Here is a 24047-nt window from a genome sequence, read left to right as displayed (position 1 = left end):
CCCGCAGCATCGAAGCGCTTCGAATCACACCTCCGACCTCCGCGAGGAGACCTGTGAGCGGTTGCGAGCCCGGTGAACCGGCGACCCGTCCGCCCTTCCGCGATCCGCGGCTGCCGGTCGGCGCCCGCGTGGACGACCTGCTCGCCCGGCTCACGCCCGACGAGCGGATCGCGATGCTCCACCAGTACGCCCCCGCCGTGGAACGGCTCGGCCTCGCCGCGTTCCGCACCGGGCAGGAGGCGCTGCACGGCGTCGCCTGGATGGGACCGGCGACCGTGTTCCCGCAGGCGGTCGGGCTCGGCGCGACCTGGAACCCGGACCTGGTGCGGCGGATCGGCGAGGCGGTCGGCACCGAGGTACGGGCCATGCGCGCCCGCGACCCCCGGGTCGGGCTCAACGTGTGGGCGCCCACGGTCAACCTGCTGCGCGATCCGCGCTGGGGCCGCAACGAGGAGGGGTACGCCGAGGATCCGTACCTCACCTCCGCCCTGGCCGCCGCCTACACCCGCGGGCTGCGCGGCGACCACCCGGACCGCTGGCGCACCGCGCCCGTCCTCAAACACTGGCTGGCGCACAACAACGAGACCGCCCGCGACACCTCGTCGTCCTCCGTGCGCCCGCGCGTCCTGCACGAGTACGACCTCGCGGCCTTCCGCGGCGCGGTGCGGGCGGGCACGGTGGCCGGGGTGATGCCCGCGTACAACCTGGTCAACGGGCGGCCCAACCACCTCTCCCCGTATCTGCGGGAGCACTTGCGCACCTGGACCGCCCACGACCTGGTGGTCTGCTCGGACGCGGGCGCGCCCTCCAACCTGGCCGGGTCCGAGCACTACTTCGACACCCACGAGGAGGGGGTGGCGGCCGCCCTGCTGGCCGGTGTGGACAGCTTCACCGACCACGACCAGGACGCCTCGAAGACCATCGCCCGGGTGCGGGGCGCCCTGGAGCGCGGGCTCATCGACGCGTCCGCCGTCGACACGGCGGTGCGGCGGCTGCTGGCGATGCGGTGCGCGCTGGGCGAGTTCGACGGCGAGGACGATCCGTACGCCGATCCGCGGGGCGCCGGTTTCGACACGCCCGCGCACCGGGCGCTCGCCCTGGAGGCCGCCGAAGCGGCCGTCGTCCTGCTCAAGAACGACGGCCTGCTGCCGCTGTCGCCGTCCGCCACCGGAACCGTGGCCGTGGTCGGCCCGCTCGCCGACGAGTGCAAGCTCGACTGGTACAGCGGCAGCCTGCTGCGCCGCAGCTCGCCGCGCGAGGCCCTGGCGGCGCGGCTCGGCGCGGACCGGGTGGTGTTCGTGGAGGGGACGGACACCGTCCGGCTGCGCATCGCGGGGGGCTGGGTGCGGGTGCCGTCCGACGAGCCACCGGCCGGGCCGGAGGCGCGGGAGGCGGCGCTCAATCCGGCGCATACGGCGGGACGCACCGATCTGCCGCCGCTGACCATCGGCGACACCCCCACCGACCTGGCGCTCGCTGACTGGGGCGGGGGCGTGCTCACGCTGCGCGCCCCCTCCGGCCGCTATCTGACGGTCGCCAGGGACGGCTTCGTACGGGCCGCCGCCGAGCAGCCCGGGGGCTGGGTGGTCCAGGAGACGTTCGCGCTGGAGCGGCACGGGGACGGGCATCTCCTCAGACACGGCGGGACGGGCGGATATGTCTGTGTCGCCGCCGAGGGCCTGAAGGTTGCCGACCGGTCCCGGGCCGGGATCTTCCACCCGGAGGTCGTCGAACGCGGCGAGGCCGCCGTGGCGCGCGCCGCCGCCGGGGCCGACGCGGTCGTCGTCGTCCTGGGCAACGATCCGCACATCAACGGCCGCGAGACCGAGGACCGCACCACCCTCGCCCTGCCCGCCGCGCAGGACCGGCTGTGGCGCGCGGCCCACGCCGCCAACCCGCGCACCGCGCTGGTGCTGACCAGCAGCTATCCGTACGCCGTCACGGACGCGGCCGACGCGCTGCCCGCCCTGCTGTGGACCGCTCACGGCGGCCAAGCGGCGGGCACCGGGCTGGCCCGGGTGCTGTGCGGCGACGTCTCACCGGCCGGGCGGCTGCCGCAGACCTGGTACGCGTCCGAGGACGAACTGCCGGACCTGCTGGACTACGACATCATCGGCTCCCGCGCCACCTACCTCTACTTCGACGGCGCCCCGCTCTTCCCGTTCGGGCATGGCCTGTCGTACACCCGGTTCCGCTACGACGGCCTGTCGGTGCGGCCGTCGGGGGACGGGGCGCTGGCCGTCGAGTGCACGGTCACCAACTCCGGCCCGCGCGACGGGGACGAGGTGGTGCAGATATACGCGAGCGCCCCGGGGGCGCGCGTCCCCCGCCCGCACCGGCGGCTGATCGCCCACCGCCGGGTGGCGCTGCGCCGGGGCGAGATGGTGCGGCTGTTCTTCACCGTGCCGGTGGACGAGGCGCTGGGGTTCTGGGACGTGGCGCACGGCCACTGGACGGTCGACCCGGGCACGTACGAGATCCACGCGGGCGCCTCCAGCGCGGACATCCGCCGCACCGCCGCCCTCACCCTCGGCGGCCCGCCGCCCGCCCCGCGCCCGGTGCTGCGGCACGGGCTGGAGGCCGCGGACTACGACACGGCGGAGGGCACCGTGCTCGTCGACCGCACCAAGGTGAGCGGTGACGCGGTGGCCTGCGGCGACGAGGCGGTCGGACGGCTGCTCTTCCGCGCCTGCGACTTCGGCGCGGGCGCGGCGGCGGTCACGGTCGAGGCGGCCGTCCAGGCAGTGGCCGACGCCGTGGTCGAACTCCACCTCGCCGACGGCACCCCTGTGGCCACCGTCGCCGTCCCGCCCACCGGCGGCCGCTACGCGTACACCACCGTCCGCGCCGCCCTGTCCCCGCCGCCGACCGGTGTGCACGACCTCCACGTCACGCTGCGCGGAGCCATCAGACTGGCCCGCCTCGGCTTCTGAAGGCTGAGGGTCCGCGGAAGCCGAGACGGGCCGAGGTGCGTTCGTTACAGGTCGATCCCGGTGAGGACCATGACCCGCTCGTACGTGTAGTCCTCCATCGCGAACCGCACGCCCTCACGCCCCACGCCGGACTTCTTGGCGCCCCCGTAGGGCATCTGGTCGGCCCGGTACGACGGCACATCGCCGACGATCACGCCGCCCACCTCCAGCGCGCGGTGCGCGCGGAACGCGGTCTGCACATCGCGGGTGAACACGCCCGTCTGCAGGCCGTACTTGGAGTCGTTGACGGCCGCGTACGCCGCCTCCTCGCCCTCCGCCGACTGGACGGTGAGCACCGGGCCGAAGACCTCCTCGCAGGAGACCGTGACGTTTGCCGGGACGTCCGCGAGCACGGTCGGGGCGTAGCTCGCGCCCTCGCGCTTGCCGCCCGTCAGCAGCTTCGCACCGGCCTGGACCGCCTCGTCCACCCAGGACTCGACGCGCTTGGCCGCGGCCTCGTCGACCAGCGGGCCGACATCGGTCGCGTCATCGGACGGGTCGCCGGTGACCTGCGCCTCGACGGCCGCGACGATCTTCGGCAGCAGCCGCTCGTACACGGACGCGTCCGCGATCACCCGCTGCACGGAGATGCAGGACTGGCCGCCCTGGTAGTTGGAGAACGTGCCGATGCGCTTGGCCGCCCAGTCGAGGTCGGGGTCGGTGGCGTAGTCGGACAGGACCACCGCCGCGCCGTTTCCGCCCAGCTCCAGCGTGCAGTGCTTGTGCGGCACGGACGCCTGGATCGCGTAGCCGACCTTGTCCGAACCGGTGAAGGAGATGACCGGCAGCCGCTCGTCCTGGACCAGCGCGGGCATCTGGTCGTTCGGCACCGGCAGCACGCTCCAGGAGCCCGCCGGAAGCTCCGTCTCGGCGAGCAGTTCGCCGAGGATCAGCGCGGACAGCGGGGTCGCGGGCGCGGGCTTGAGGATGATCGGCGTACCGACGGCCAGGGCCGGGGCGACCTTGTGCGCGCACAGGTTCAGCGGGAAGTTGAACGGCGCGATGCCGAGCACGGTGCCGCGCGGGAAGCGGCGGGTCAGCGCGAGCCGCCCCTCGCCACCGGCGTCGGTGTCCAGCCGCTGGGCCTCCCCGCCGTTGAACCGGCGGGCCTCCTCCGCCGCGATCCGGAAGACGGAGACGGCGCGGCCGACCTCGCCGCGCGCCCACTTCATGGGCTTGCCGTTCTCGCCCGAGATGAGCCGGGCGATCTCTTCGGTGCGCTCGGCGAGCCGTCGCGACACGTGGTCGAGGGCGGCGGCCCGTACGTGCGCGGGCGTCGCGGCGAACTCCCCGCGTACGGCCTCGGCGGCCGCCACGGCCTCCTCGATCTGCGCCTCGGTGGGGACGCTCACCGCGCCGACGCGCCGGCCGTCCCACGGCGACGTGACCTCGAGCGTGCTCTCGCCCGTCGCCTCGCGGCCGGCGAGCCAGAACGCATGGGTGACAGCTTCGTTCATGTCTGGCACAGCGGATCCCGACCCTTCTGAAGTGGTGGGGTGATGGTGCGGATGTCTCTCTGCTCCCACCGTAGGCGCGCGGGCCGCGCGGCGCGTTTGTCCGGGGCGGCGCAGTCGGTGCCCGTGGCGCGCCGCATTGGTGTGGGTTGCCGGTGGCCCGCCTCAGCCCGACTTCAGCGTGGGCGTCAGCTCGACTTCAGCGTGGGTGTCGCCGGGGCCGTGGCCTTCAGGGCCAGCCAGAGTTCCATGCGGACGTCCGGATCGTCGAGGGAGCGGCCCAGGATCTCCTCCACGCGGCGCATCCGGTACCGCAGGGTGTGCCGGTGGACGCCCAGGTCGGCGGCGGCCGCGTCCCACTGCCCGTGCCGGGACAGCCAGGCGCGCAGGGAGGCGACCAGGTCACCGCGGCCCGTCGCGTCATGGTCGTGCAGGGCGCGCAGCATGCCGTCGGCGAAGGCGCGTACGGCGTCGTCGGCGAGCAGCGGCAGCAGCGAACCCGCCGCGACGTGCTCGTGCTCGACCAGCACCCGGCCGCGCCGCCGGGCCACCGACAGGGCCTGCTCCGCCTGCCGGTAGGCGGCCGCGGCCGCGATGGGTCCCGCCGGGGCGGACAGGCCGACGACGAGGTCGCCGCCCGGGACCGCGGCACCGCGCTCGCGGGGGCGGGTCGCCGCGCCGCGGCGACTCTCGATCCCCTCGGCGTGCTCCGTACAGACGGCGACCGCGGCGCCGCCGTCCGGGGCCAGCACGATCAGCCGCTCGCCGTCGGGCACGACGAGCACCGCCTCGCCGGTGCGGGCCGCGGCGGCCTCCATGGCGTCCACGAGCCCCCCGAGCGGATCGGCGCGGTCCGGGTCGCCCCGCGTGGCGCCGACGCCCGGATCGGCGTCCGCGGAGGTCTCCGCCGGTGTCTCGTCCGCCGCGTACGCGCCGCGTTGCTGGTGCGAGGCCTGCGTGCCGGCGCCCGGCACCGCCTCCGCGACGAGCATCCGGAACGGGGCGTCCAGCAGCCCCCCGTACAGCCGCCCGGCCACCGCCCGGGCGTGGTCCGGCTCCCCCGCGAGCAGCATCCGCAGCACGGCGGTGCCCAGCCGCTGCTCGGCCTCCCGCAGGGCCCGGGACCGCTCGGTGGTCAGGGTCAGCAACGCCACTGCCGAGTGGACGGCGTAGCGCTCGGCGGTGCCCAGCGGCGCGCCCGTACCGACCGCGAGGACGCCACGGGTACGGCGCCCCGTACCCAGCGACTGCAGCTCCACCCGGTCCGTCGCCTCGTCACCCGCCTCCGCGCCGCCCCCGCCGACCACCACGCTCGCCGGGGCGGGCCGGGCGCGCAGCCGCTCGGCGTCGGCCGTGTAACGGGCGGCGCGCCGGGCCGCCCAGTCGGGGGCGGCGGCGACCACGGAGCCGGAGGCGTCGTAGAGCGCCGCCCAGCCGTCGACGTGCGCGGCGAGGCGGGCGAGCAGCGCGGCGGGCCCCTCGGCGCCGATCGCGGCCCGGGTCAGCTCCCGCTGCGCCTCGAACCCGGCGGTCACCGCGCGGTACTGGTCGGCGGCTATCGCCGCCGAGACGGCCTTGCTGATGGCGATGAAGGGCGTCCGCCGCGGCACCACGAGCAGCGGCAGCCCCTCCTCCTTCGCCGCGGCCACGAGCGCCCCCGGCACCTCGTCATAGGCGACCCCGAGCGCGAACCCCAGCCCCACCACCCCCGCGCCGACCAGCCGCCGGACGTAGCGGGCCATCGCGTCCGGGTCCTCGGCGTCCAGCTTCATCGCGGTGATGAGCAGCAGCTCACCGCCCTCCATATAGGGCACGGGGTCGGCCAGCTCGCTGACATGGGCCCAGCGCACCGGCGTCTCCAGCCGGTCCTCCCCCGCGAGGACGGACAGCTTGAGCGCGGTGTGGTGGACGAGTGAGGCGAGCGTGGGAGGCATGGCACCTTCGATGCGGATGCGACGACGAATGCGACTTCACCGCCCCGTATGAACGGCTACTGCCGATTCTGCCTCAATGGACGAATCCGTGGTATCCGCGCCGAGAGGTGCCATGTCCGGCACGCCGGGCCGAGCCCCGGCCGGGGCTCGGTGCGGACGGTCCCGGAGTGCGGGCGCGTCTCCCCCTTGCCCGGCCGTGCGGGGTCCAGGGGCCGGCCCCTGGTTCGGGAAGGGGCGGGGTGGGGAAGAGCCCCCGGCCCCGCCCCGCCCCGTCGGAGCCCTCGCTCAGCCGCGCAGGTCCAGCAGCACCGGGGGGCCGCCCTCGCCCCGTACCGATGTCACCGACAGCACCGCGTGTCCGGCGGGGACCGAATGCGCCAGCTCCGAGGCGGACCAGCGCTCGCGCTCCACCTTCCGCACCGTCACGGACTGGGTCGTGACCGCCTTCCCCGTCACCACCTTGCGGATGAAGTGCAGGACCTTGGTGAACGGCTCGTCCGAGATGATCTGCCGGTCCGTGATGTCCCGGGTCTCGACCCATTCCGTCCCCCACACCTCCGCGAACCGGGCCCCGTCCCACGTCGTCACCCCGGCGCAGGCCATCCGGCAGCCGACCGCGCCCAGCAGCGCGCTGCGCAGCGCCTCGGGAACGTCGTCGAGGGTACGGAGGGTCAGCACCGCGCCCGCGTGGGCGGCGCGGAGGCGCTGGATACCGCGCAGCGCCTCGGGGGTGATGGTGTGCGACGCGTCGTCGAGGACGAGACACGCGAAGAGCGACCGGTCGGCGCGGCCCACCGCGCACTCGGAGAACTGCGCGAGCACGAGACGGGCCAGCATGCGGGACGCCTCGGCGTGCCCGCGCTCCGGCAGATCGATCCGGACCCGCAGCGGGTGTTCGAGGGCGCGGAGGGAGAACGGACGGCGGTCACCGGTGGTGTCGAAGAAGTTGGCGAACGCGGGCCGGTCCAGCAGCGCGATCCGGTCCGCCAGCAGCGCGCCCGCGTCCCCGGGCGCACCGGACTGCCGCACCCGCGCCTCCAGCTCGCGCGCCTGCGCCTGCTCCCCCGCCGCGTCGAGCGCCTCGCGCAGCGCGCCGACCGCCGTCTTCGCGCCGTCCAGCAGCTCCCGCAGCTCCGGCACGGACGGGAAGCGGCCGTGAGCGGCACGATAGGGGCCGAGCAACTGGGCCAGCGCCGTGGCGGCCCGGCGGCTGTCGCCCCCGGGCAGCGAGGCGGCCATGTCGCCGATCAGCGCCTCGGCGAGGATGCCCGCGGCTTCGTCGGGGTCCGTGGTGCCGCCGTAGAGATCGAAGTCGTAGACGGAATCGGGGCGGCCGATCTTCACGACCACGTCGAACGCCTCGTCGGGCCCCAGGCCGGCCCCCGCCGCCCCCACGGCCACCACCGCGACCCGCCCGGCGAGCGCCTGCAGACACAGCGACTCCACGACGGGCCGCACCAGCCGCCCCGTCTTCCCCGACCCGGGCGGCCCGACGGCGAGCAGCGAGGTCCCCAGCACCTCGGGGTCGAGGGCCAGCCCGGCACCGCGGTGCTGGTACGGATTGCGCAGATCGTCCACGGCGGTCCCGAGCCGGACCTGGCGGGCGAGCAAATCGTGCTCGGCCGTGCGCGCGGGCAGGTCCCGGGCCCCGGACGGATGGCCGTGCGAGGCGGCGCCGTGGCGCAGCACGGTGTCGGTGAACGCGGCGAGGGAATTCCGCCCGGCCCGGACCGACTGCCAGGCGTGCTCGATGCGGGCGTGGTCGACGTCGTTCATCGCCCCGGCCCGCGCCTCGGCCGCCAGCCGGTCAGCCGCCCCGTGCGCGCCGGCGGCCCGCAGATGCGGCCACTCGACGGGATCGGCCTCGGGCCGCGTGGGTGTCACCTGAGATGCACTGTCGCCTCTCACGCGCCGCCAAGCGGGCGATACAAAGCGGCGCCAGACCTCACCCCAATGCCCGACGCGGCCGAAGACACCAAAGATCAAGACCCCGAGCACGTATTCGTAAACGCGTGTGGCCTCAGCGAATACCTCTGGATCAACGACCTGCCCATCCCTCATCCCGACCCAGGAATCCGGAGTGAACACATAGAAGAACCACATGTACCAATTGCCGAGATAGCCGTTGTACAACAGTGACCAGGCCAGCCATCCGCAGAGCCCGGCGATGACTGCCCCGCTCAACAACCGGCGCCCAGGAATCCGGTCCGGATCCTCCGGCGGCTTGGGCCTGTGCCCATACGCCCACACCCCCGGCCCCGCCCCCTCGGCTCGCGGAGCCCGCAGCCATGCGACGAACGACGGCCGCGCGCCGGATGCCACAGGCGCGCCCGGCGGCATCGGCGGCGGCACCGCAGGGGCCGCCGGGGCCGCAGGGGCCGCAGGGGGCACCCGGGGCGGGGCGGGTGGGTGGGGGGGTGGGGTGGGTTGGGTGTTGCGGGAGTCGTACGTGCCCTCGGCGTCCATCTGCTACCCCTTGCCCCCTGACCGGCTGTGCCTCTGCGTTTCGCGCCACCGCGCCACCGCTCAATCTAGTGTTCCCGCCCGGGGAGTTCAGCGACCCCACCGGGGTGGCACCTCATGACGTGCCGAGGTGACGGCCGGGCCGCGGCTATGGCCGCCGCGGACAACGCACCACCCGCACTGCTCCCGAACGGAACATGCCGCTTCACGCGCCGCGCGCCTAGCCTGCGAGTAAAGCCCCTGTCACGCCCCTTTCATCCCGTGGAGTACCTCATGACCGAACTGTCCGGAGGCCCGTCCCTCCCCCAGGAGCGTCGCGTCGTCACCGCGATTCCCGGCCCGAAGTCGCAGGAGCTGCTCGCCCGTAAGAACGCGGCGGTCGCCGGTGGCGTGGGCAGTGTGCTGCCGGTCTTCACCGTGCGCGCGGGCGGCGGGGTGATCGAGGACGTGGACGGCAATTCGCTGATCGACTTCGGCTCCGGCATCGCCGTGACCTCGGTCGGCTCCAGCGCCGAGGCCGTGGTGCGCCGGGCGTCGGCGCAGCTGGCGGACTTCACGCACACCTGTTTCATGGTGACGCCGTACGAGGGGTACGTGGAGGTCTGCGAGGAGCTGGCGCGGCTCACGCCGGGCGATCACGCCAAGAAGTCGGCACTGTTCAACTCGGGCGCGGAGGCCGTCGAGAACGCGGTGAAGATCGCCCGCGCGCACACCAAGCGCCAGGCGGTCGTCGTGTTCGACCACGGCTACCACGGCCGGACGAACCTCACCATGGCGCTCACCGCCAAGAACATGCCGTACAAGCACGGCTTCGGCCCCTTCGCGCCCGAGGTCTACCGCGTCCCCGTCGCCTACCCCTACCGCTGGCTGACGGGCGCGGAGAACTGCGCCGAGGAGGCCGCGGCCCAGGCCATCGACATGATCAGCAAGCAGGTCGGGGCGGAGAACGTGGCCGCGATCGTCATCGAGCCGGTCCTCGGTGAGGGCGGCTTCATCGAACCGGCCAAGGGCTTCCTGCCGCGGATCGCCGAGTTCGCGAAGGACAACGGCATCGTCTTCGTCGCCGACGAGATCCAGTCCGGCTTCTGCCGCACCGGCCAGTGGTTCGCGTGCGAGGACGAGGGCATCGTCCCGGACCTGATCACCACCGCCAAGGGCATCGCGGGCGGTCTTCCGCTGGCCGCCGTCACCGGCCGCGCCGAGATCATGGACGCGGCGCACTCCGGCGGCCTCGGCGGCACCTACGGCGGCAACCCGGTGGCGTGCGCGGCGGCGCTGGGCGCGATCGAGACGATGCGCGAGCTGGACCTCAACGCGAAGGCCCGGCGCATCGAGGAGGTCATGAAGGGGCGGCTGTCCGCGCTGCAGGAGAAGCACGACATCATCGGTGACCTCCGGGGCCGCGGCGCGATGATCGCGGTCGAACTGGTGAAGCCGGGCACCAAGGACCCGAACCCGGAGGCGACGGCGGCCGTCGCCAAGGCCTGCCACGCCGCCGGTCTACTGGTGCTGACCTGCGGTACGTACGGGAACGTGCTGCGCTTCCTGCCGCCGCTGGTGATCGGGGAGGACCTGCTGAACGAGGGTCTGGACGTCCTCGAAGGCGCCTTCGCCGAGCTGTGACTCCAGCTGGGACACGAGCTGTGACTGTGGGTGGATCGTCGAGCCGCGTGAAGAAGATGTGCGGGGCCGATGACAGGTGGGTGATCGGCCTGTCCGACAGCCACTCGCTGCCGTACGGTCATTCCAGATGAGAGAAACACCCCGCTCGCAGGGGACTGCGGGCGATGCCGAGCCGGTGCTTCCCCAGCCCCGACCCGGCTGTGCCCTCGCGCACACCACTGGAGCCTCCGGCTCCGGATCTCCTCACCGATCGGACGGCCGCCCGCCCCAAACCCCCCGGGGCGTGCGGCACACCGGTCGCCACGGCGGCCCCGGAACCACCCCCCCTGTTCCGGGGTCGCCGTCTGTCTTCCTTCGCTCACTGGTGCTCCCCGCCGCGCTGCTGGCGGTGTTCGCGCTGTGCGCCTGGCAGGTCGCCGTCCACGGTCCGCTGCGTACGTTCGACGAGCGGCTCGGCCGCGCGATCGCCGGATCGCCCCTCCCCTCCCCCGCCGCGGAGTTCTTCGCCGACCTCGGCAATACGGCGGTGGCGCTCCCGGTCCTCGTCGTCGCGCTCGCCTGTGCGGCGTGGCGTGCCCGGGCGGCGGCACTCCGGTGGTGGCCGGGGCCGCTGGCCGCCGCGCTGGGGATGGCGGCGGTCCCGGCCCTGATCGCACCGCTCAAGGCGCTGCTCGACCGCCCGGGCCCGCCCGGCCCGCTGGCGGGCGAGACCGGATTCTTCCCCTCCGGCCACGCCGCGACGGCCGCCGTCGCCTATGGCGCGGCGGCCGTACTGCTGCTCCCCCTCCTGCGCGGGCGGGCCCGGGGGTGGCTGATCGCCGCGGTCGTCCTGCTCAACCTCGCGGTGGGGGCGGGGCTGGTCCGCCGGGCGTACCACTGGCCGCTGGACGTGGCCGGGAGCTGGTGTCTGTGCGGCGCTCTGCTGTGGGCGGTGCTCCGCGTACGCGAACGGAGCGACCAGCCATCCGGCTGACACCCTGCGCCGGGGCTCAGCTGTCGAACCCCAGCCCCACCCGGTCCATCGCCTTCAGCCACAGGTTGCGCCGTCCGCCGTTGGCGTCGGCCCGGCTCATCGACCACTGGGTGAGGCCGATCCCCGCCCAGCGGACCGGTTCCGGCGGGAACGGCAGCGGTTTGCTGCGCACCATCTCCAGCCGGGTCCGCTCGGTGGGCTCACCGGCCAGCAGGTCGAGCATCACCTCCGCGCCGAAGCGGCTCGCGCCGACGCCGAGGCCGGTGTAGCCGAGGGCGTAGGCGACGCGTCCGCCGTGCGCGCTGCCGAAGAACGCGGAGAAGCGGGAGCAGGTGTCGATCGCGCCGCCCCAGGCGTGGCTGAACCGCACGCCCTCCAGCTGCGGGAAGCAGCGGAAGAAGTGCCGGGCGAGGGTGCGGTAGGTGGCAGGGTGGTGATCGTATTCGGCGCGCACCCCGCCGCCGTAGCGGTAGACGATGTCGTAGCCGCCCCACAGGACGCGGTGGTCGGCGGTGATGCGGAAGTAGTGGAAGTGGTTGGCGGTGTCGCTGAGGCCCTGCCGCCGCTGCCAGCCGATCGCGGCGAGCTGCGTGGCGGTCAGCGGTTCGGTCATCAGGGCGTGGTCGTAGACGGGGACGATGTACGGGCGGACGCGGCGGACCAGGGCCGGGAAGGCGTTGGTGGCCAGGGCGGCCTGCCGGGCCCGCACCCGGCCGTACGGGGTGCGGGCCAGCATCCCGGCCGTTCCGGAACCAGATGTGCCGGTTCCGGCTGTTCCCGCCCCGGCTGGTCCTCCTCCGGCGCGGCTCAGCTGCTCGGCGGGGGTGTGCTCGTAGATCCGTACGCCCAGCTCGGCGCAGGCCCGCTTCAGCCCCCAGGCGAGCTTGGCGGGGTGCAGCATGGCCACGCCCCGGCGGTCCCACAGCCCGGCGAGGAAGGTGGGCGAGTCGACCTCGGCGCGCACCGCGTCGCGGTCCAGGTACTGGGGCTCGGCGACGCCGAGCGCGGCGGCCTGGGCGGCGGTCTCGCGCAGTCCGGCGATCTGGTGCGGCCGGGTGGCGACGTCGATCTCGCCGGTGCGCTCGAAGTCGCAGTCGATGGCGTAGCGGGCGACGGCGGCCTCGATGGCGTCCAGGTTGCGGTGGCCGAGCCGTTCCAGTTCGGGCAGTTCACGGGGCCAGCGGGCGGCGCCGTTGCCGAGGCCGTGGGTGAGGGAGGCGGCGCAGAAGCCGCCGTTGCGGCCGGAGGCGGCCCATCCGGCCTCCCGCGCCTCGATCAGGACCACGTCCCGGCCGGGGTCGCGCTCCTTGGCGGTCAGGGCGGTCCACAGTCCGCTGTAGCCGCCGCCGACGACGAGCAGATCGCAGTGCTCGTCGCCGATCAGGGCGGGGTGGGGGCGGGGCCGTGCGGGGTCGTCCAGCCAGTACGGGGTGTAGGCGACGTCGGCGAGAGCTTCCATGGGGGTCAGCTCCTCTTGCGGCGGGCGCCGGCCAGCTGACCGGCGAGGACGCACAGCACCGCGACGGCGAACATCGCCGTGCCGATCACATTGATCTGGACTGGGGTGCCGCGCTGCGCGGATCCCCACACGAACATGGGGAAGGTCACGGTCGATCCGGCGTTGAAGTTGGTGATGATGAAGTCGTCGAAGGAGAGCGCGAAGGACAGCAGCGCCCCGGCGGCGATGCCGGGGGCCGCGATCGGGAGGGTGACGCGCAGGAACGTCTGGGCCGGGGAGGCGTAGAGGTCCTGGGCGGCCTGTTCCAGCCGGGGGTCCATGCTCATCACGCGCGCCTTGACGGCGGTGACGACGAAGCTCAGGCAGAACATGATGTGGGCGATGAGGATCGTCCAGAAGCCGAAGCCGACGCCCATGTTGAGGAAGAGCGTGGCGAGGGAGGCGGCCATGACGACCTCGGGCATCGCCATCGGGAGGAAGATCAGGCTGTTGACCGCGGGGCGGGCCCGGAAGCGGTAGCGGGCCAGCGCGAAGGCGATCATCGTGCCGAGGACGGTCGCGCCGAGCGTGGCCCACACCGCGAGCCGCAGGCTCAGCGCGAGCGAGCCGCACAGGTCGGCGACGCCGCACGGATCGGTCCAGGCGTCGGTGGAGAACCGCTGCCAGGCGTAGTTGAAGCGGCCGTTCGGCTTGTTGAACGAGAACACCAGGACGATGACGTTCGGCAGGATCAGATACGCGAGGGTGGCGAGCCCCGCGAGGACCACCAGGTTGCGCCGTATCCAGCGCCCGATCCAGCGAATGAGGGCCATCAGACGAGATCCTCCGTCCCTGCCTTGCGGATGTAGACGGTGACCATCGCGAGGATCGCCGCCATGAGGAGGAAGGACAGCGCGGCGGCCGTCGGATAGTCGAGTACCCGCAGGAACTGCGACTGGATGACGTTGCCGATCATTTTCTGGTCGGTGGAGCCCAGCAGCTCGGCGTTGATGTAGTCGCCCGCGGCCGGGATGAAGGTGAGCAGGGTGCCCGCGACGACGCCCGGCATGGACAGCGGGAAGGTGACCCTGCGGAAGACCGTGACGGGGCGGGCGTAGAGGTCGCGGGCGGCCTCGTGCAGATGGCCGTCGATGCGCTCCAGGGAGGTGTAGAGCGGCAGGATCATGAAGGGCAGGAAGTTGTACGTCAGCCCGCACACCACGGCGAGCGGCGTGGCGAGCACCCGCTGCCCCTCGGTGATCCCCAGCGCGCTGGTCACGTCCAGGAGGTGCAGGGAGTTCAGCGCCCCCACCACGAGGCCGCCGTCGGCCAGGATCGTCTTCCAGGCGAGCGTGCGGATCAGGAAGCTGGTGAAGAACGGCGCGATGACCAGGACCATGAGCAGATTGCGCCAGCGGCCCGCCCGGAAGGCGATGAGGTACGCGAGCGGATAGCCGAGCAGCAGGCACAGCACGGTGGCGGTGGCCGCGTACAGCACCGAGCGCAGGAAATGCGGGGCGTACTCGGTGAGCGCGTCCCAGTAGGTCTGTACGTGCCAGGTGACCCGGAATCCCTCTTCGAGGGAGCCGGTCTGGACGGACGTCGACGCCTGGTAGACGAGCGGGGCCACGAAGAAGACCAGCAGCCACAGGATGCCGGGGAGCAGCAGCCAGTAGGGCACCAGTCGCTTGCGTACGTGACGGTGCGCGGCGCTGGCGGGGGCCGCGTCGCGCGTCTCGGTGGCCGTGGCGCTCACGCCGCCTCCCCGCCGGTGCCCGCGTCGGTGCCCGTATCGGTGCCCGCGCCGATGTCCTGGGCCGGGTCGAGGCCGAAGGTGTGGGCGGGGTTCCAGTGCAGGACGACCTCCGCGCCGGGAACGAGCCGGGGGTCGCGCTCGATGTTCTGCTCGTAGACGGCCAGCTCGGCGCCGTCCGGGGTGGCCACGACGTACTGCGTGGAGACGCCGAGGAAGCTGGCGTCCGCGATGCGGCCGGTCATCCGGTTGCCTGCCGCGGGGACGGCGTCCGTGTCCTCGGCGGGGGTGAGGGAGATCTTCTCGGGGCGCACCCCGACCAGCACCGTGGCGCCGGTGCGGGCGGGCCCGCGGCAGCGGCCGGCGGGCAGGACGAGGCGGCCTCCGGGGGCCGTGAGCAGGAGGTCGCCGCCGCTCTTGTCGGTGATCTCGGCCTCGATGAGGTTGGAGGTGCCGAGGAAGTTGGCGACGAAGGTGGTGCCCGGGCTCTCGTACAGCCCGGCCGGGGCGCCCAGCTGCTCGACGCGGCCGCCGTTCATCACCGCGACCGTGTCGGCCATGGTCATGGCCTCCTCCTGGTCGTGGGTGACATGGACGAAGGTGATGCCGACCTCGGTCTGGATGCGCTTGAGTTCGAGCTGCATCTGACGGCGCAGCTTGAGGTCGAGCGCGCCCAGCGGCTCGTCGAGGAGCAGCACCCGGGGGTGGTTGATCAGCGCGCGGGCGAGCGCGACGCGCTGCTGCTGGCCGCCGGAGAGCTGCTGGGGTCTGCGGCGGGCGAAGTCACCGAGCTGGACGAGGTCCAGCATCTCCCCGACCTGCTTCTTCACCGACTTGATGCCGCGTCGGCGCAGCCCGAAGGCGACGTTCTCGTAGATGTCGAGGTGCGGGAAGAGGGCGTAGCTCTGGAAGACGGTGTTGACCGGCCGCCGGTGCGGCGGCAGGGCGGTGACGTCGTCCCCGGCGAGCCGGATGGTGCCGGTGGTGGGCTCCTCCAGCCCGGCGATCATGCGCAGGGTGGTGGTCTTGCCGCAGCCGGAGGCGCCGAGCAGGGCGAAGAAGGAACCGGCGGGTATGTGCAGGTCGAGCGGGTGGACGGCGGTGAAGGACCCGTAGGTCTTGCTGATGCCGTCGAGCCGGACGTCACCGCCGCTGGTGGTGGGCTGGGTCATGGGGGCTTCCTCGCGTGTCAGGCCGTCAGGCGCCGGTGAGCTTGGCGAACGCGTCCTCGAACGCCGTCTCTTCCTTGCTCGACAGGGAGCGGAAGGCATGGGACTTGGCGGCCATCTCCGCGTCGGGGAGGATCAGCGGGTTGTCCGCCAGCTCCTTGTCGATCTTCGCGAGTTCGGCGCGCACGCCGTCGACCGGGCAGACGTAGTTGATGTAAGCGGCGATCTTCGCGGCGACCTTGGGCTCGTAGTAGTAGTCGATGAGCCGCTCGGCGTTCTTCTTGTGGCGGGCCTTGGCCGGGATCAGGAGGTTGTCGGTGGCGGTCATGTAACCGGCGTCGGGGATGGCGAACTCGATCTCCGGGTTGTCGGCCTGGAGCTGGATGAGGTCACCGGCCCAGGCGAGGCAGGCGGCGAGGTCGCCCCGGGTGAGGTCGCCGGTGTAGTCGTTGCCGGTGAAGCGGCGGATCTGGCCGCGGTCGGAAGCCTTCTGGAGGCGGGCGATCGCCGCGGCGTACTCGTCGGCGGTGACGTCCTCGGGCCGTTTGCCCATGTCGAGAAGGGTCAGCCCGACGGTGTCGCGCATCTCGGTGAGCAGGCCGACCCGGCCCTTCAGCCGCGGGTCGTCCAGGAGCTGGGAGACGGAGGTGACGGCGCGGCCGCCGGTGGCCTTCTTGTTGTACGCGATGACGGCGGGGATGCCGGTCCAGGGGTAGGAGTGGGCGCGGCCCGGATCCCAGTCCGGATTACGGAATTCCGCCGCCAGGTGGGTATAGGCGTGGGGCAGGTTGGCCGCGTCCAGGGTCTGCACCCAGCCGAGCCGGATCATCCGGGCGGCCAGCCAGTCGGTGACGCAGATGAGGTCGCGGCCGGTGTCCTGGCCCGCGGCGAGCTGTGGCTTGATCTTGCCGAAGAACTCGACGTTGTCGTTGATGTCCTCGGTGTACTTCACCGTGATGCCGGTGCGGCGCCGGAACTCCTCCAGGGTCGGGCGGTGGCCGCCCTTGGTCTCGTCCATGTACTCCGTCCAGTTGGAGAAGGTGACCCTCTTCTCCTCGGCGGAGTGATCGTCCGCGGCGCTGTCGGCGCCGGTCCGCCCGGCGGGCGGGATGCCGCAGCCGCTGAGCGCCCCGAACCCGCCCACGGCGAACGCTCCGGCGCCGCCCGCGCGCAGCAGGGCGCGGCGGGACAGCGCCATGCGGCCGCCGGTCATGCTGCGCCGGATCGCGGCGAGTTGGGGCGCGGACAGGCTCTCGGGCTCGTGCCGTGATTCCATACGCGGTGCCTTTCGAGGAAGAGCGGCCTGCCTCCGACCACGATCGAAGGCCGATCCTGACAGAGGCCCCTTGCCTCAACAAGGGATTTCGTTGTTGCTTTTTGGTTGCGCAACGAATTCGGTGACGACCCCCCGCCGTAACCGGCCTCGCCGTCCGGGGCACTGTCAGTGGCCGGTGCGAAAATCCGGAGCATGGAGATGAACGCGGAGACGGCATCGGCCACGACGGGCGACGGCCCGCGCTCGGTCGAGGAGCTAATGGACCGGGCGGCGCGCGGCGAGACCGTCAAGTACGTGTACTTCTGGGGCCATCGGCCGCGGCGCGACGGCGCCGTGGGCGCGGAGTGCTTCAGCCAGTGGTGGCCCGCGCCGTTCGAGGTGGACGGCGTCACCTACCCGACCGCCGAGCACTGGATGATGGCCGGGAAGGCACGGCTGTTCGGCGATGAGGACGCCGAGCGGCGGGCGCTGACCGCCTCGCACCCCAAGCAGGCCAAGGACGCGGGCCGTTCGGTGCGCGGCTTCGACGAGGCGCGGTGGCGGGAGCACCGCTTCGCGCTGGTCGTCGAGGGCAGTGTGCACAAGTTCGGGCAGCACCCGCCGCTGCGCGACTATCTGCTCGGGACCAACTCCCGGGTGCTGGTGGAGGCCAGCCCGGTGGACCGCATATGGGGCATCGGGCTGGCGGCGGACGACGAGCGGGCGGCGGACCCGGCCCGCTGGCGCGGGCTGAATCTGCTGGGCTTCGCGCTGATGGAGGCGCGTCAGCGGCTCATACCGGCGGACGGCACCAGCCGCACGACCGACATCTCCGCGTAGCCGGAGTCGCCGCTGTCATCGGAGCTGTCGCTGTTCGCCGCCCCGACATAGACGAAGATCATCACCACGCCCGCCACCACGGCGGCCGCCCCGAGGATGAGCCCGGCGAGGGCCACGCCGCCGTTGGTCGCCTCGCCCCGGCCCGCCTTGGCGCGGCCGAGCGCCCCGAAGATGATCGCGAGGACGCCGAGGATGATGCCCAGGACGACGCTGGCGAAGAAGGCCAGGCCGATGATGCCGAGCACCAGGGCGGCCGTGCCGGTGCCGTTGTTCGGCAGATAGCCGCCCCCCGCCTGCCAGCCCTGGTTGTAGCCCGCGCCCGGATAGCCCGCAGCCGGGTAGGCCGTGCCGGGGTAGCCGGGCTGGGCGGTGCCGGGGTAGCCGGGATACGCCGCGCCGGGGTAACCGTAGCCCGCCCCGCCGTACGGGGCCTGGCCGCCGTAGCCCGGGTGACCGTAGCCGCCGGTGCCGTACGGCGAACCCTGGTACGCGCTCGGGGTGCCCGGGCCGGTCGGAGCGGGCGGCGGCGGGGGCACCGCGCCCGGCGGCGGGGCGCCGCTCGGCAGGGTCGCGCCGCCCGGCGGCGGACTCGGTGCGGCGGGCGGCGGCCCGGGAGCGGGAGGCGGCGGGCCCGGCACGGGCGGCGGGGGCGGGACGGCCGGGCCCGTGGGCAGCGAGGTGAGCGTCTGCTGCTCGGCCACCGAGGGCCGGGACGGCGGCTTGTCCAGGGACGTTCGCGGGGCCGGCGGGGCCCAGGGGTCGTGGTCGCGCGGCTCCGGCTGCCGCGGCTGGTCGTGCTGGTCGGGCTGGTCAGCCATGTATCTCCCCCACAGCGATGTCCGCCCATGCTACGGCCTGGCGGCAACGCCCCGTACGGCCGCATCTACGATGACCGGAGCCCGCCGCAGGCGGCCGTCACCCGGAGGTTCTCGTTGACCGATCTCACCGCCTTCATCGCCGGACTGCCCAAGGCGGAGCTGCATGTCCACCACGTCGGCTCGGCGTCCCCGCGCATCGTGGCCGAGCTGGCGGCACGCCACCCGGACTCCAAGGTGCCCACCGATCCGGAGGCGCTGGCCGACTACTTCGTCTTCCGTGACTTCGCGCACTTCATCGACGTCTACCTCTCCGTGGTGGACCTGATCCGCGACGCCGAGGACGTGCGGCTGCTCACCTACGAGATCGCCCGCGACATGGCCCGGCAGAACATCCGCTACGCCGAGCTGACCGTCACCCCCTACAGCTCGACCCGGCGCGGCATTCCGGACGCCGCGTTCACCGAGGCGATCGAGGACGCCCGCAAGGCGGCCGAGGCCGAGTTCGGCACCGTGCTGCGCTGGTGCTTCGACATCCCCGGCGAGGCCGGGCTGCAGGCCGCCGAGGAGACCGCCCGCATCGCCTGCGACCTGCGCCCCGAGGGGCTGGTCTCGTTCGGCCTCGGCGGGCCCGAGATCGGCGTGCCGCGCCCGCAGTTCAAGCCGTACTTCGACCGCGCCATCGCCGTCGGGCTGCACAGCGTTCCGCACGCGGGCGAGACCACCGGACCGCAGACCGTCTGGGACGCCCTCACCGAGCTGCGCGCCGAGCGGATCGGCCATGGCACCACCGCCGTCCAGGACCCGAAGCTGCTCGCCCATCTCGCGGAGCACCGCATTCCGCTGGAGGTCTGCCCGACCTCCAACATCGCCACCCGCGCGGTCGCCGCCCTCGACGAGCACCCCCTCCGGCAGATGGTCGAGGCCGGGGTGTTCGTCACCATCAACAGCGACGACCCGCCGATGTTCGGCACCGACCTCAACACCGAGTACGCGGTCGCCGCCCGGCTGCTCGGCCTGGACGCGGCGGGGGTCGCGGCGCTCGCGAAGAACGCCGTCGAGGCGTCCTTCCTGGACGCGCCGGGCAAGGCGCGGCTGGCCGCGGAGATCGACGCCTACACGGCGGTCATGACCCGATGACGGTGGCGGGCACGGCCTTCATCCCGGTCGGCCACCGCGGCGACCCGTACACCCACCGCGAGAACACCCTGGCGTCGCTCGGCTCGGCGGTGCGCGCCGGGGCGGGCGCGGTGGAGATCGACGTCCGGCTGACCCGCGACGGCGTCCCGGTCCTGCTGCACGACGCCACCCTCAAAAGGCTCTGGGGGCACGACCGGCCGCTGTCCGCGCTGACCGCCGAGGAGGTGCGGCAGCTGTCCGGCGGGGGCATACCCACGCTGCGCGACGCGCTCACCGCGACCGGCCCGGCCCGGCTGCTGATCGACCTGCCCGACGCGTCGGCCGCCCTCGCGGCCGTCACCGAGGTGCGCGAGGCCGGGGCCGCGGACCGGGTGTACTACTGCGGCGAGCTGTCCGCGCTGCGCCGGGTGCGCCGCGCGGAGCCCGGCGCCGAGATCTCCCTGACCTGGACCACCCTCGCGCCGCCCCGGCCCACCCTGCTGGCCGATCTGCGCCCCCGCTGGCTCAACTACCGCTTCGGCCTGGTCTCCCCCGGCCTGGTCGAACGCGCCCACGCCGACGGCCTGCTGGTCTCCGCGTGGACCGCCGACACCCGCCGCTCGATGGCGCGGCTGCTGCGCGCGGGTGCCGACGCGATCACCACCAACCGCATCGGCACCCTCTGCGCCCTGCTCAGCCGCCGCTGATCCCGGAGGGGGACTAACCCAGCGACGTCATCACGTGCTTGATGCGGGTGTAGTCCTCGAAGCCGTACGCCGACAGGTCCTTGCCGTAACCGGACTTCTTGAATCCGCCGTGCGGCATCTCGGCGACGAGCGGGATATGGGTGTTGATCCAGACGCAGCCGAAGTCCAGCGCCTTGGACATCCGCATCGCGCGGCCGTGGTCCTTGGTCCACACCGATGAGGCGAGCGCGTACTCCACGCCGTTGGCGTACCGGACCGCCTGGGCCTCGTCGGAGAACGACTGGACGGTGATGACCGGGCCGAAGACCTCGTGCTGGACGATCTCGTCGTCCTGCTGGAGCCCGGAGACCACGGTGGGCGCGTAGAAGAAGCCCTTCTCGCCGACCCGGTGGCCGCCCGCCTCGACCTTGGCGTGCGCGGGCAGCCGCTCGATGAAGCCGCTGACCTGGGCCAGCTGGTTGGCGTTGTTGAGCGGGCCGAACAGCACGTCCTCGTCGTCCGGGGCACCGGTCTTGGTGTCCGCGGCGGCCTTGGCCAGGGCGGTCACGAACTCGTCGTGGATCGACTCGTGGACGAGCACGCGGGTGGCCGCCGTACAGTCCTGGCCCGCGTTGAAGAAGCCCGCGACCGAGATGTCCTCGACGGCCTTGGCGATGTCGCTGTCCTCGAAGACCACGACCGGCGCCTTGCCGCCCAGCTCCAGGTGGACCCGCTTGAGGTCCTTCGACGCGCTCTCCGCGACCTGCATACCGGCCCGCACCGAGCCGGTGATGGACGCCATGGCGGGCACGTCGTGCTCGACCATCAGCCGCCCGGTGTCCCGGTCGCCGCAGATGACGTTGAAGACGCCCTGCGGATGGCCCAGTTCCGCCAGCACCCCGCCGATGATCTCGGCGAAGAGCACGGTGGAGGCCGGGGTGGTGTCGGAGGGCTTGATGACGACCGTGTTGCCCGCCGCCAGCGCCGGCGCGAACTTCCACACGGCCATCATCATCGGGTAGTTCCACGGCGCGACCTGCGCGCACACCCCGACCGGCTCGCGGCGGATGATCGAGGTCAGCCCCTCCATGTACTCACCGGCCGAGCGGCCCTCCAGCATCCGTGCCGCGCCCGCGAAGAAACGGATCTGGTCGATCATCGGCGGGATCTCCTCGTCCCGCGTGAGCCCGATCGGCTTGCCGGTGTTCTCCGACTCGACCGCGATCAGCTCTTCCGCCCGCGCCTCGAAGGCGTCGGCGATCTTCAGCAAGGCCTTCTGCCGCTCGCCGGGCACCAGGTCCCGCCAGGCCGGGAAGGCGGCCGCGGCCGCGGCCATCGCCGCGTCCACGTCGGCCGCTCCCGACAGCGGCGCCGTGGCATACACCTCGCCCGTGGCCGGGTTGACCACCTCCGTGGTGCGCCCGTCCGCGGCGTCCCGGAACTCCCCGTCGATGTAGTTGCGCAAACGACGCAGCTCGGTGGTCACGTGCCACCCCTCCTGTCTGCTGTCCGATGGGTGAGACACCCACCCTAGTCGCGAGGACGACGCTTTCAACATACCCGCCACACCAGAACAACGGAATCAGTGAATTAAAGCCATCATGACAACGAATTTCATTGATCGAGGGTTGCCAGACAGTCGAGGCTCGTGCACAGTGAGGGTCGTGGCCACACCTGATAAGAACGGCACGCCGTCGATCGACTCCGTATCCCTGGCGATCATCGAGCAGCTCCAGGAGGACGGCCGCCGCCCCTACGCCGCCATCGGCAAGGCCGTTGGCCTGTCCGAGGCGGCGGTGCGGCAGCGCGTGCAGAAGCTGCTCGACCAGGGCGTGATGCAGATCGTCGCCGTCACCGACCCCCTCACCGTGGGGTTCCGGCGCCAGGCGATGGTCGGGATCCACGTCGACGGCGATCTCGACCCGGTCGCGGACGCGCTGACCGCCATGGAAGAGGTCGAGTACGTGGTCGTCACCGCGGGCTCCTTCGACCTCCTCGTCGAGATCGTCTGCGAGGACGACGACCACCTCCTTGAAACGATCAACAAGCGGATCCGGACGCTGTCCGGCGTGCGCTCCACCGAGAGCTTCGTCTACCTCAAGCTCCGTAAGCAGACCTACACCTGGGGAACGAGATAGCCATGAGCGCGGACCTCTCCAAGACGGCGTACGACCACCTGTGGATGCACTTCACCCGCATGTCGTCGTACGAGAACGCCCCCGTGCCGACGATCGTGCGCGGCGAGGGCACGTACATCTACGACGACAAGGGCAAGCGCTACATCGACGGCCTCGCCGGGCTGTTCGTGGTGCAGGCCGGACACGGGCGCGCCGAACTCGCGGAGACCGCCTACAAGCAGGCGCAGGAGCTGGCCTTCTTCCCGGTGTGGAGCTACGCCCACCCCAAGGCCGTCGAACTGGCCGAGCGGCTGGCCCAGCACGCGCCCGGCGACCTCAACAAGGTCTTCTTCACCACCGGCGGCGGCGAGGCGGTCGAGACCGCCTGGAAGCTGGCCAAGCAGTACTTCAAGCTCACCGGCAAGCCCACCAAACACAAGGTCATATCCCGGGCCGTCGCCTATCACGGCACCACCCAGGGCGCCCTGTCGATCACCGGTGTGCCCGGGCTCAAGGCCCCCTTCGAGCCGCTGGTCCCCAGCGCCCACAAGGTGCCCAACACCAACATCTACCGGGCGCCGATCCACGGCGACGACCCGGAGGCGTTCGGCCGCTGGTGCGCCGACCAGATCGAGCAGCAGATCCTCTTCGAGGGCCCGGACACCGTCGCCGCGGTCTTCCTGGAGCCGGTACAGAACGCGGGTGGCTGCTTCCCGCCGCCGCCCGGGTACTTCCAGCGGGTGCGCGAGATCTGCGACGAGTACGACGTCCTGCTCGTCTCGGACGAGGTCATCTGCGCGTTCGGGCGGCTGGGCACGATGTTCGCGTGCGACAAGTTCGGCTACGTCCCGGACATGATCACCTGCGCGAAGGGCATGACCTCCGGCTACTCCCCGATCGGCGCGTGCCTCGTCTCCGACCGGCTCGCCGAGCCCTTCTACCGGGACGGCAACACCTTCCTGCACGGCTACACCTTCGGCGGCCACCCGGTCTCGGCCGCCGTGGCCCTCACCAACCTCGACATCTTCGAGCGCGAGGGCCTGAACCAGCACGTGCTGGACACCGAGGGCGCGTTCCGGTCCACCCTGGAGCGGCTGCACGACCTGCCGATCGTCGGCGACGTCCGGGGGAACGGCTTCTTCTACGGCATCGAGCTGGTGAAGGACAAGGCCACGAAGGAGTCCTTCAGCGCGGACGAGACGGAACGCGTCCTCTACGACTTCCTCTCCAAGGCGCTGTACGACAACGGCCTCTACTGCCGCGCCGACGACCGCGGTGACCCGGTCATCCAGCTGGCCCCGCCGCTGATCGCGGACCAGGCGCTGTTCGACGAGATCGAGCAGGTACTCAGGGCCGTCCTCACGGAGGCCTGGACCAAGCTCTGACCCGCGCCGGGGCGGCCCTCCCCCCATTCCGAGACCGCGGGCGCGGGTGCG

At 72.6% G+C, this 24047-nt stretch carries 18 protein-coding genes; 8 read left to right on the top strand and 10 right to left on the bottom strand.

Features of this window, described 5'->3' with window-relative positions; translation table 11 throughout:
• Nucleotides 1–53: 53 nt before the first annotated feature.
• On the top strand, nucleotides 54–2933 hold the full coding sequence (locus tag ACZ6CL_RS04685) for a glycoside hydrolase family 3 C-terminal domain-containing protein (RefSeq protein ID WP_468931028.1): 2880 nt from the start codon (nucleotides 54–56) through the stop codon (nucleotides 2931–2933).
• Nucleotides 2934–2977: 44 nt separating this feature from the next.
• Here the strand turns inward: ACZ6CL_RS04685 and ACZ6CL_RS04680 are convergent, their stop codons facing one another.
• From ACZ6CL_RS04680 to ACZ6CL_RS04670, 3 genes are all read right to left on the bottom strand, one after another.
• Nucleotides 2978–4429 carry an aldehyde dehydrogenase family protein gene (locus ACZ6CL_RS04680; protein ID WP_468931026.1) on the bottom strand — a complete coding sequence of 484 codons (1452 nt, stop codon included), beginning with the start codon at nucleotides 4427–4429 and terminating at the stop codon, nucleotides 2978–2980.
• 185 nt (nucleotides 4430–4614) lie between these two features.
• Complete coding sequence (locus ACZ6CL_RS04675; RefSeq protein WP_468931024.1) at nucleotides 4615–6360, bottom strand: PucR family transcriptional regulator; 1746 nt, start codon at nucleotides 6358–6360, stop codon at nucleotides 4615–4617.
• Between the two features lie 285 nt (nucleotides 6361–6645).
• On the bottom strand, nucleotides 6646–8826 hold the full coding sequence (locus ACZ6CL_RS04670) for a type IV secretory system conjugative DNA transfer family protein (RefSeq protein WP_468931021.1): 2181 nt from the start codon (nucleotides 8824–8826) through the stop codon (nucleotides 6646–6648).
• A 270-nt stretch (nucleotides 8827–9096) separates the two neighbouring features.
• Here ACZ6CL_RS04670 and gabT point away from each other — a divergent pair, with 270 nt between their 5' ends.
• Entirely contained in the window at nucleotides 9097–10446 is a 1350-nt protein-coding gene (gene gabT, locus ACZ6CL_RS04665; RefSeq protein WP_468931020.1) for a 4-aminobutyrate--2-oxoglutarate transaminase, read from the top strand.
• A 364-nt stretch (nucleotides 10447–10810) separates the two neighbouring features.
• A complete protein-coding gene (locus ACZ6CL_RS04660; protein WP_468931018.1) occupies nucleotides 10811–11419 on the top strand; it encodes a phosphatase PAP2 family protein in 609 nt (202 codons plus the stop codon).
• A 16-nt stretch (nucleotides 11420–11435) separates the two neighbouring features.
• On the opposite strand, the gene ACZ6CL_RS04655 is transcribed toward ACZ6CL_RS04660, so the two are convergent.
• The 5 genes from ACZ6CL_RS04655 to ACZ6CL_RS04635 are packed head-to-tail and all read right to left on the bottom strand — an operon-like array spanning nucleotide 11436 to nucleotide 17055.
• Complete coding sequence (locus tag ACZ6CL_RS04655) at nucleotides 11436–12878, bottom strand: NAD(P)/FAD-dependent oxidoreductase (protein ID WP_468931015.1); 1443 nt, start codon at nucleotides 12876–12878, stop codon at nucleotides 11436–11438.
• Nucleotides 12879–12883: 5 nt separating this feature from the next.
• Nucleotides 12884–13690, bottom strand: a complete 807-nt coding sequence (locus ACZ6CL_RS04650) for an ABC transporter permease (protein WP_468931014.1) — start codon at nucleotides 13688–13690, stop codon at nucleotides 12884–12886.
• Entirely contained in the window at nucleotides 13690–14613 is a 924-nt protein-coding gene (locus ACZ6CL_RS04645; RefSeq protein ID WP_468931011.1) for an ABC transporter permease, read from the bottom strand. Before ACZ6CL_RS04645 ends, ACZ6CL_RS04650 begins: the two co-directional genes overlap by 1 nt.
• Nucleotides 14610–15782: an ABC transporter ATP-binding protein gene (locus ACZ6CL_RS04640; protein WP_468931008.1), complete on the bottom strand. Its 1173-nt coding sequence runs from the start codon at nucleotides 15780–15782 to the stop codon at nucleotides 14610–14612. The genes ACZ6CL_RS04645 and ACZ6CL_RS04640 overlap by 4 nt, the downstream gene beginning before the upstream one ends.
• Before the next feature lie 25 nt (nucleotides 15783–15807).
• A complete protein-coding gene (locus ACZ6CL_RS04635; protein WP_468931005.1) occupies nucleotides 15808–17055 on the bottom strand; it encodes a polyamine ABC transporter substrate-binding protein in 1248 nt (415 codons plus the stop codon).
• 192 nt (nucleotides 17056–17247) lie between these two features.
• Here ACZ6CL_RS04635 and ACZ6CL_RS04630 point away from each other — a divergent pair, with 192 nt between their 5' ends.
• Nucleotides 17248–17874: an NADAR family protein gene (locus ACZ6CL_RS04630; RefSeq protein WP_468931002.1), complete on the top strand. Its 627-nt coding sequence runs from the start codon at nucleotides 17248–17250 to the stop codon at nucleotides 17872–17874.
• On the opposite strand, the gene ACZ6CL_RS04625 is transcribed toward ACZ6CL_RS04630, so the two are convergent.
• A complete protein-coding gene (locus tag ACZ6CL_RS04625) occupies nucleotides 17820–18692 on the bottom strand; it encodes a DUF4190 domain-containing protein (RefSeq protein WP_468931000.1) in 873 nt (290 codons plus the stop codon). The two genes, ACZ6CL_RS04630 and ACZ6CL_RS04625, sit on opposite strands and share 55 nt — an antisense overlap.
• 114 nt (nucleotides 18693–18806) lie before the next feature.
• Here ACZ6CL_RS04625 and ACZ6CL_RS04620 point away from each other — a divergent pair, with 114 nt between their 5' ends.
• Together ACZ6CL_RS04620 and ACZ6CL_RS04615 are read left to right on the top strand one after the other, a co-directional pair.
• Nucleotides 18807–19829, top strand: a complete 1023-nt coding sequence (locus tag ACZ6CL_RS04620; protein ID WP_468930997.1) for an adenosine deaminase — start codon at nucleotides 18807–18809, stop codon at nucleotides 19827–19829.
• A complete protein-coding gene (locus ACZ6CL_RS04615; RefSeq protein WP_468930994.1) occupies nucleotides 19826–20515 on the top strand; it encodes a glycerophosphodiester phosphodiesterase in 690 nt (229 codons plus the stop codon). Before ACZ6CL_RS04620 ends, ACZ6CL_RS04615 begins: the two co-directional genes overlap by 4 nt.
• Nucleotides 20516–20528: 13 nt before the next feature.
• On the opposite strand, the gene ACZ6CL_RS04610 is transcribed toward ACZ6CL_RS04615, so the two are convergent.
• Nucleotides 20529–21980, bottom strand: coding sequence for a gamma-aminobutyraldehyde dehydrogenase (locus tag ACZ6CL_RS04610; protein WP_468930991.1), 1452 nt, complete (start codon nucleotides 21978–21980; stop codon nucleotides 20529–20531).
• Between the two features lie 178 nt (nucleotides 21981–22158).
• Between ACZ6CL_RS04610 and ACZ6CL_RS04605 the strand changes: the two genes are divergently transcribed.
• A complete protein-coding gene (locus ACZ6CL_RS04605) occupies nucleotides 22159–22632 on the top strand; it encodes an Lrp/AsnC family transcriptional regulator (RefSeq protein WP_468930989.1) in 474 nt (157 codons plus the stop codon).
• 2 nt (nucleotides 22633–22634) lie between these two features.
• Complete coding sequence (locus ACZ6CL_RS04600; protein WP_468930987.1) at nucleotides 22635–23996, top strand: aspartate aminotransferase family protein; 1362 nt, start codon at nucleotides 22635–22637, stop codon at nucleotides 23994–23996.
• The last annotated feature ends 51 nt before the right edge of the window (nucleotides 23997–24047 follow it).

The sequence above is a fragment of the Streptomyces sp. NPDC041200 genome, from assembly GCF_055591805.1.
Note: the sequence above shows the minus strand (reverse complement) of the source record. Positions and strands in the feature narration are given on the sequence as shown.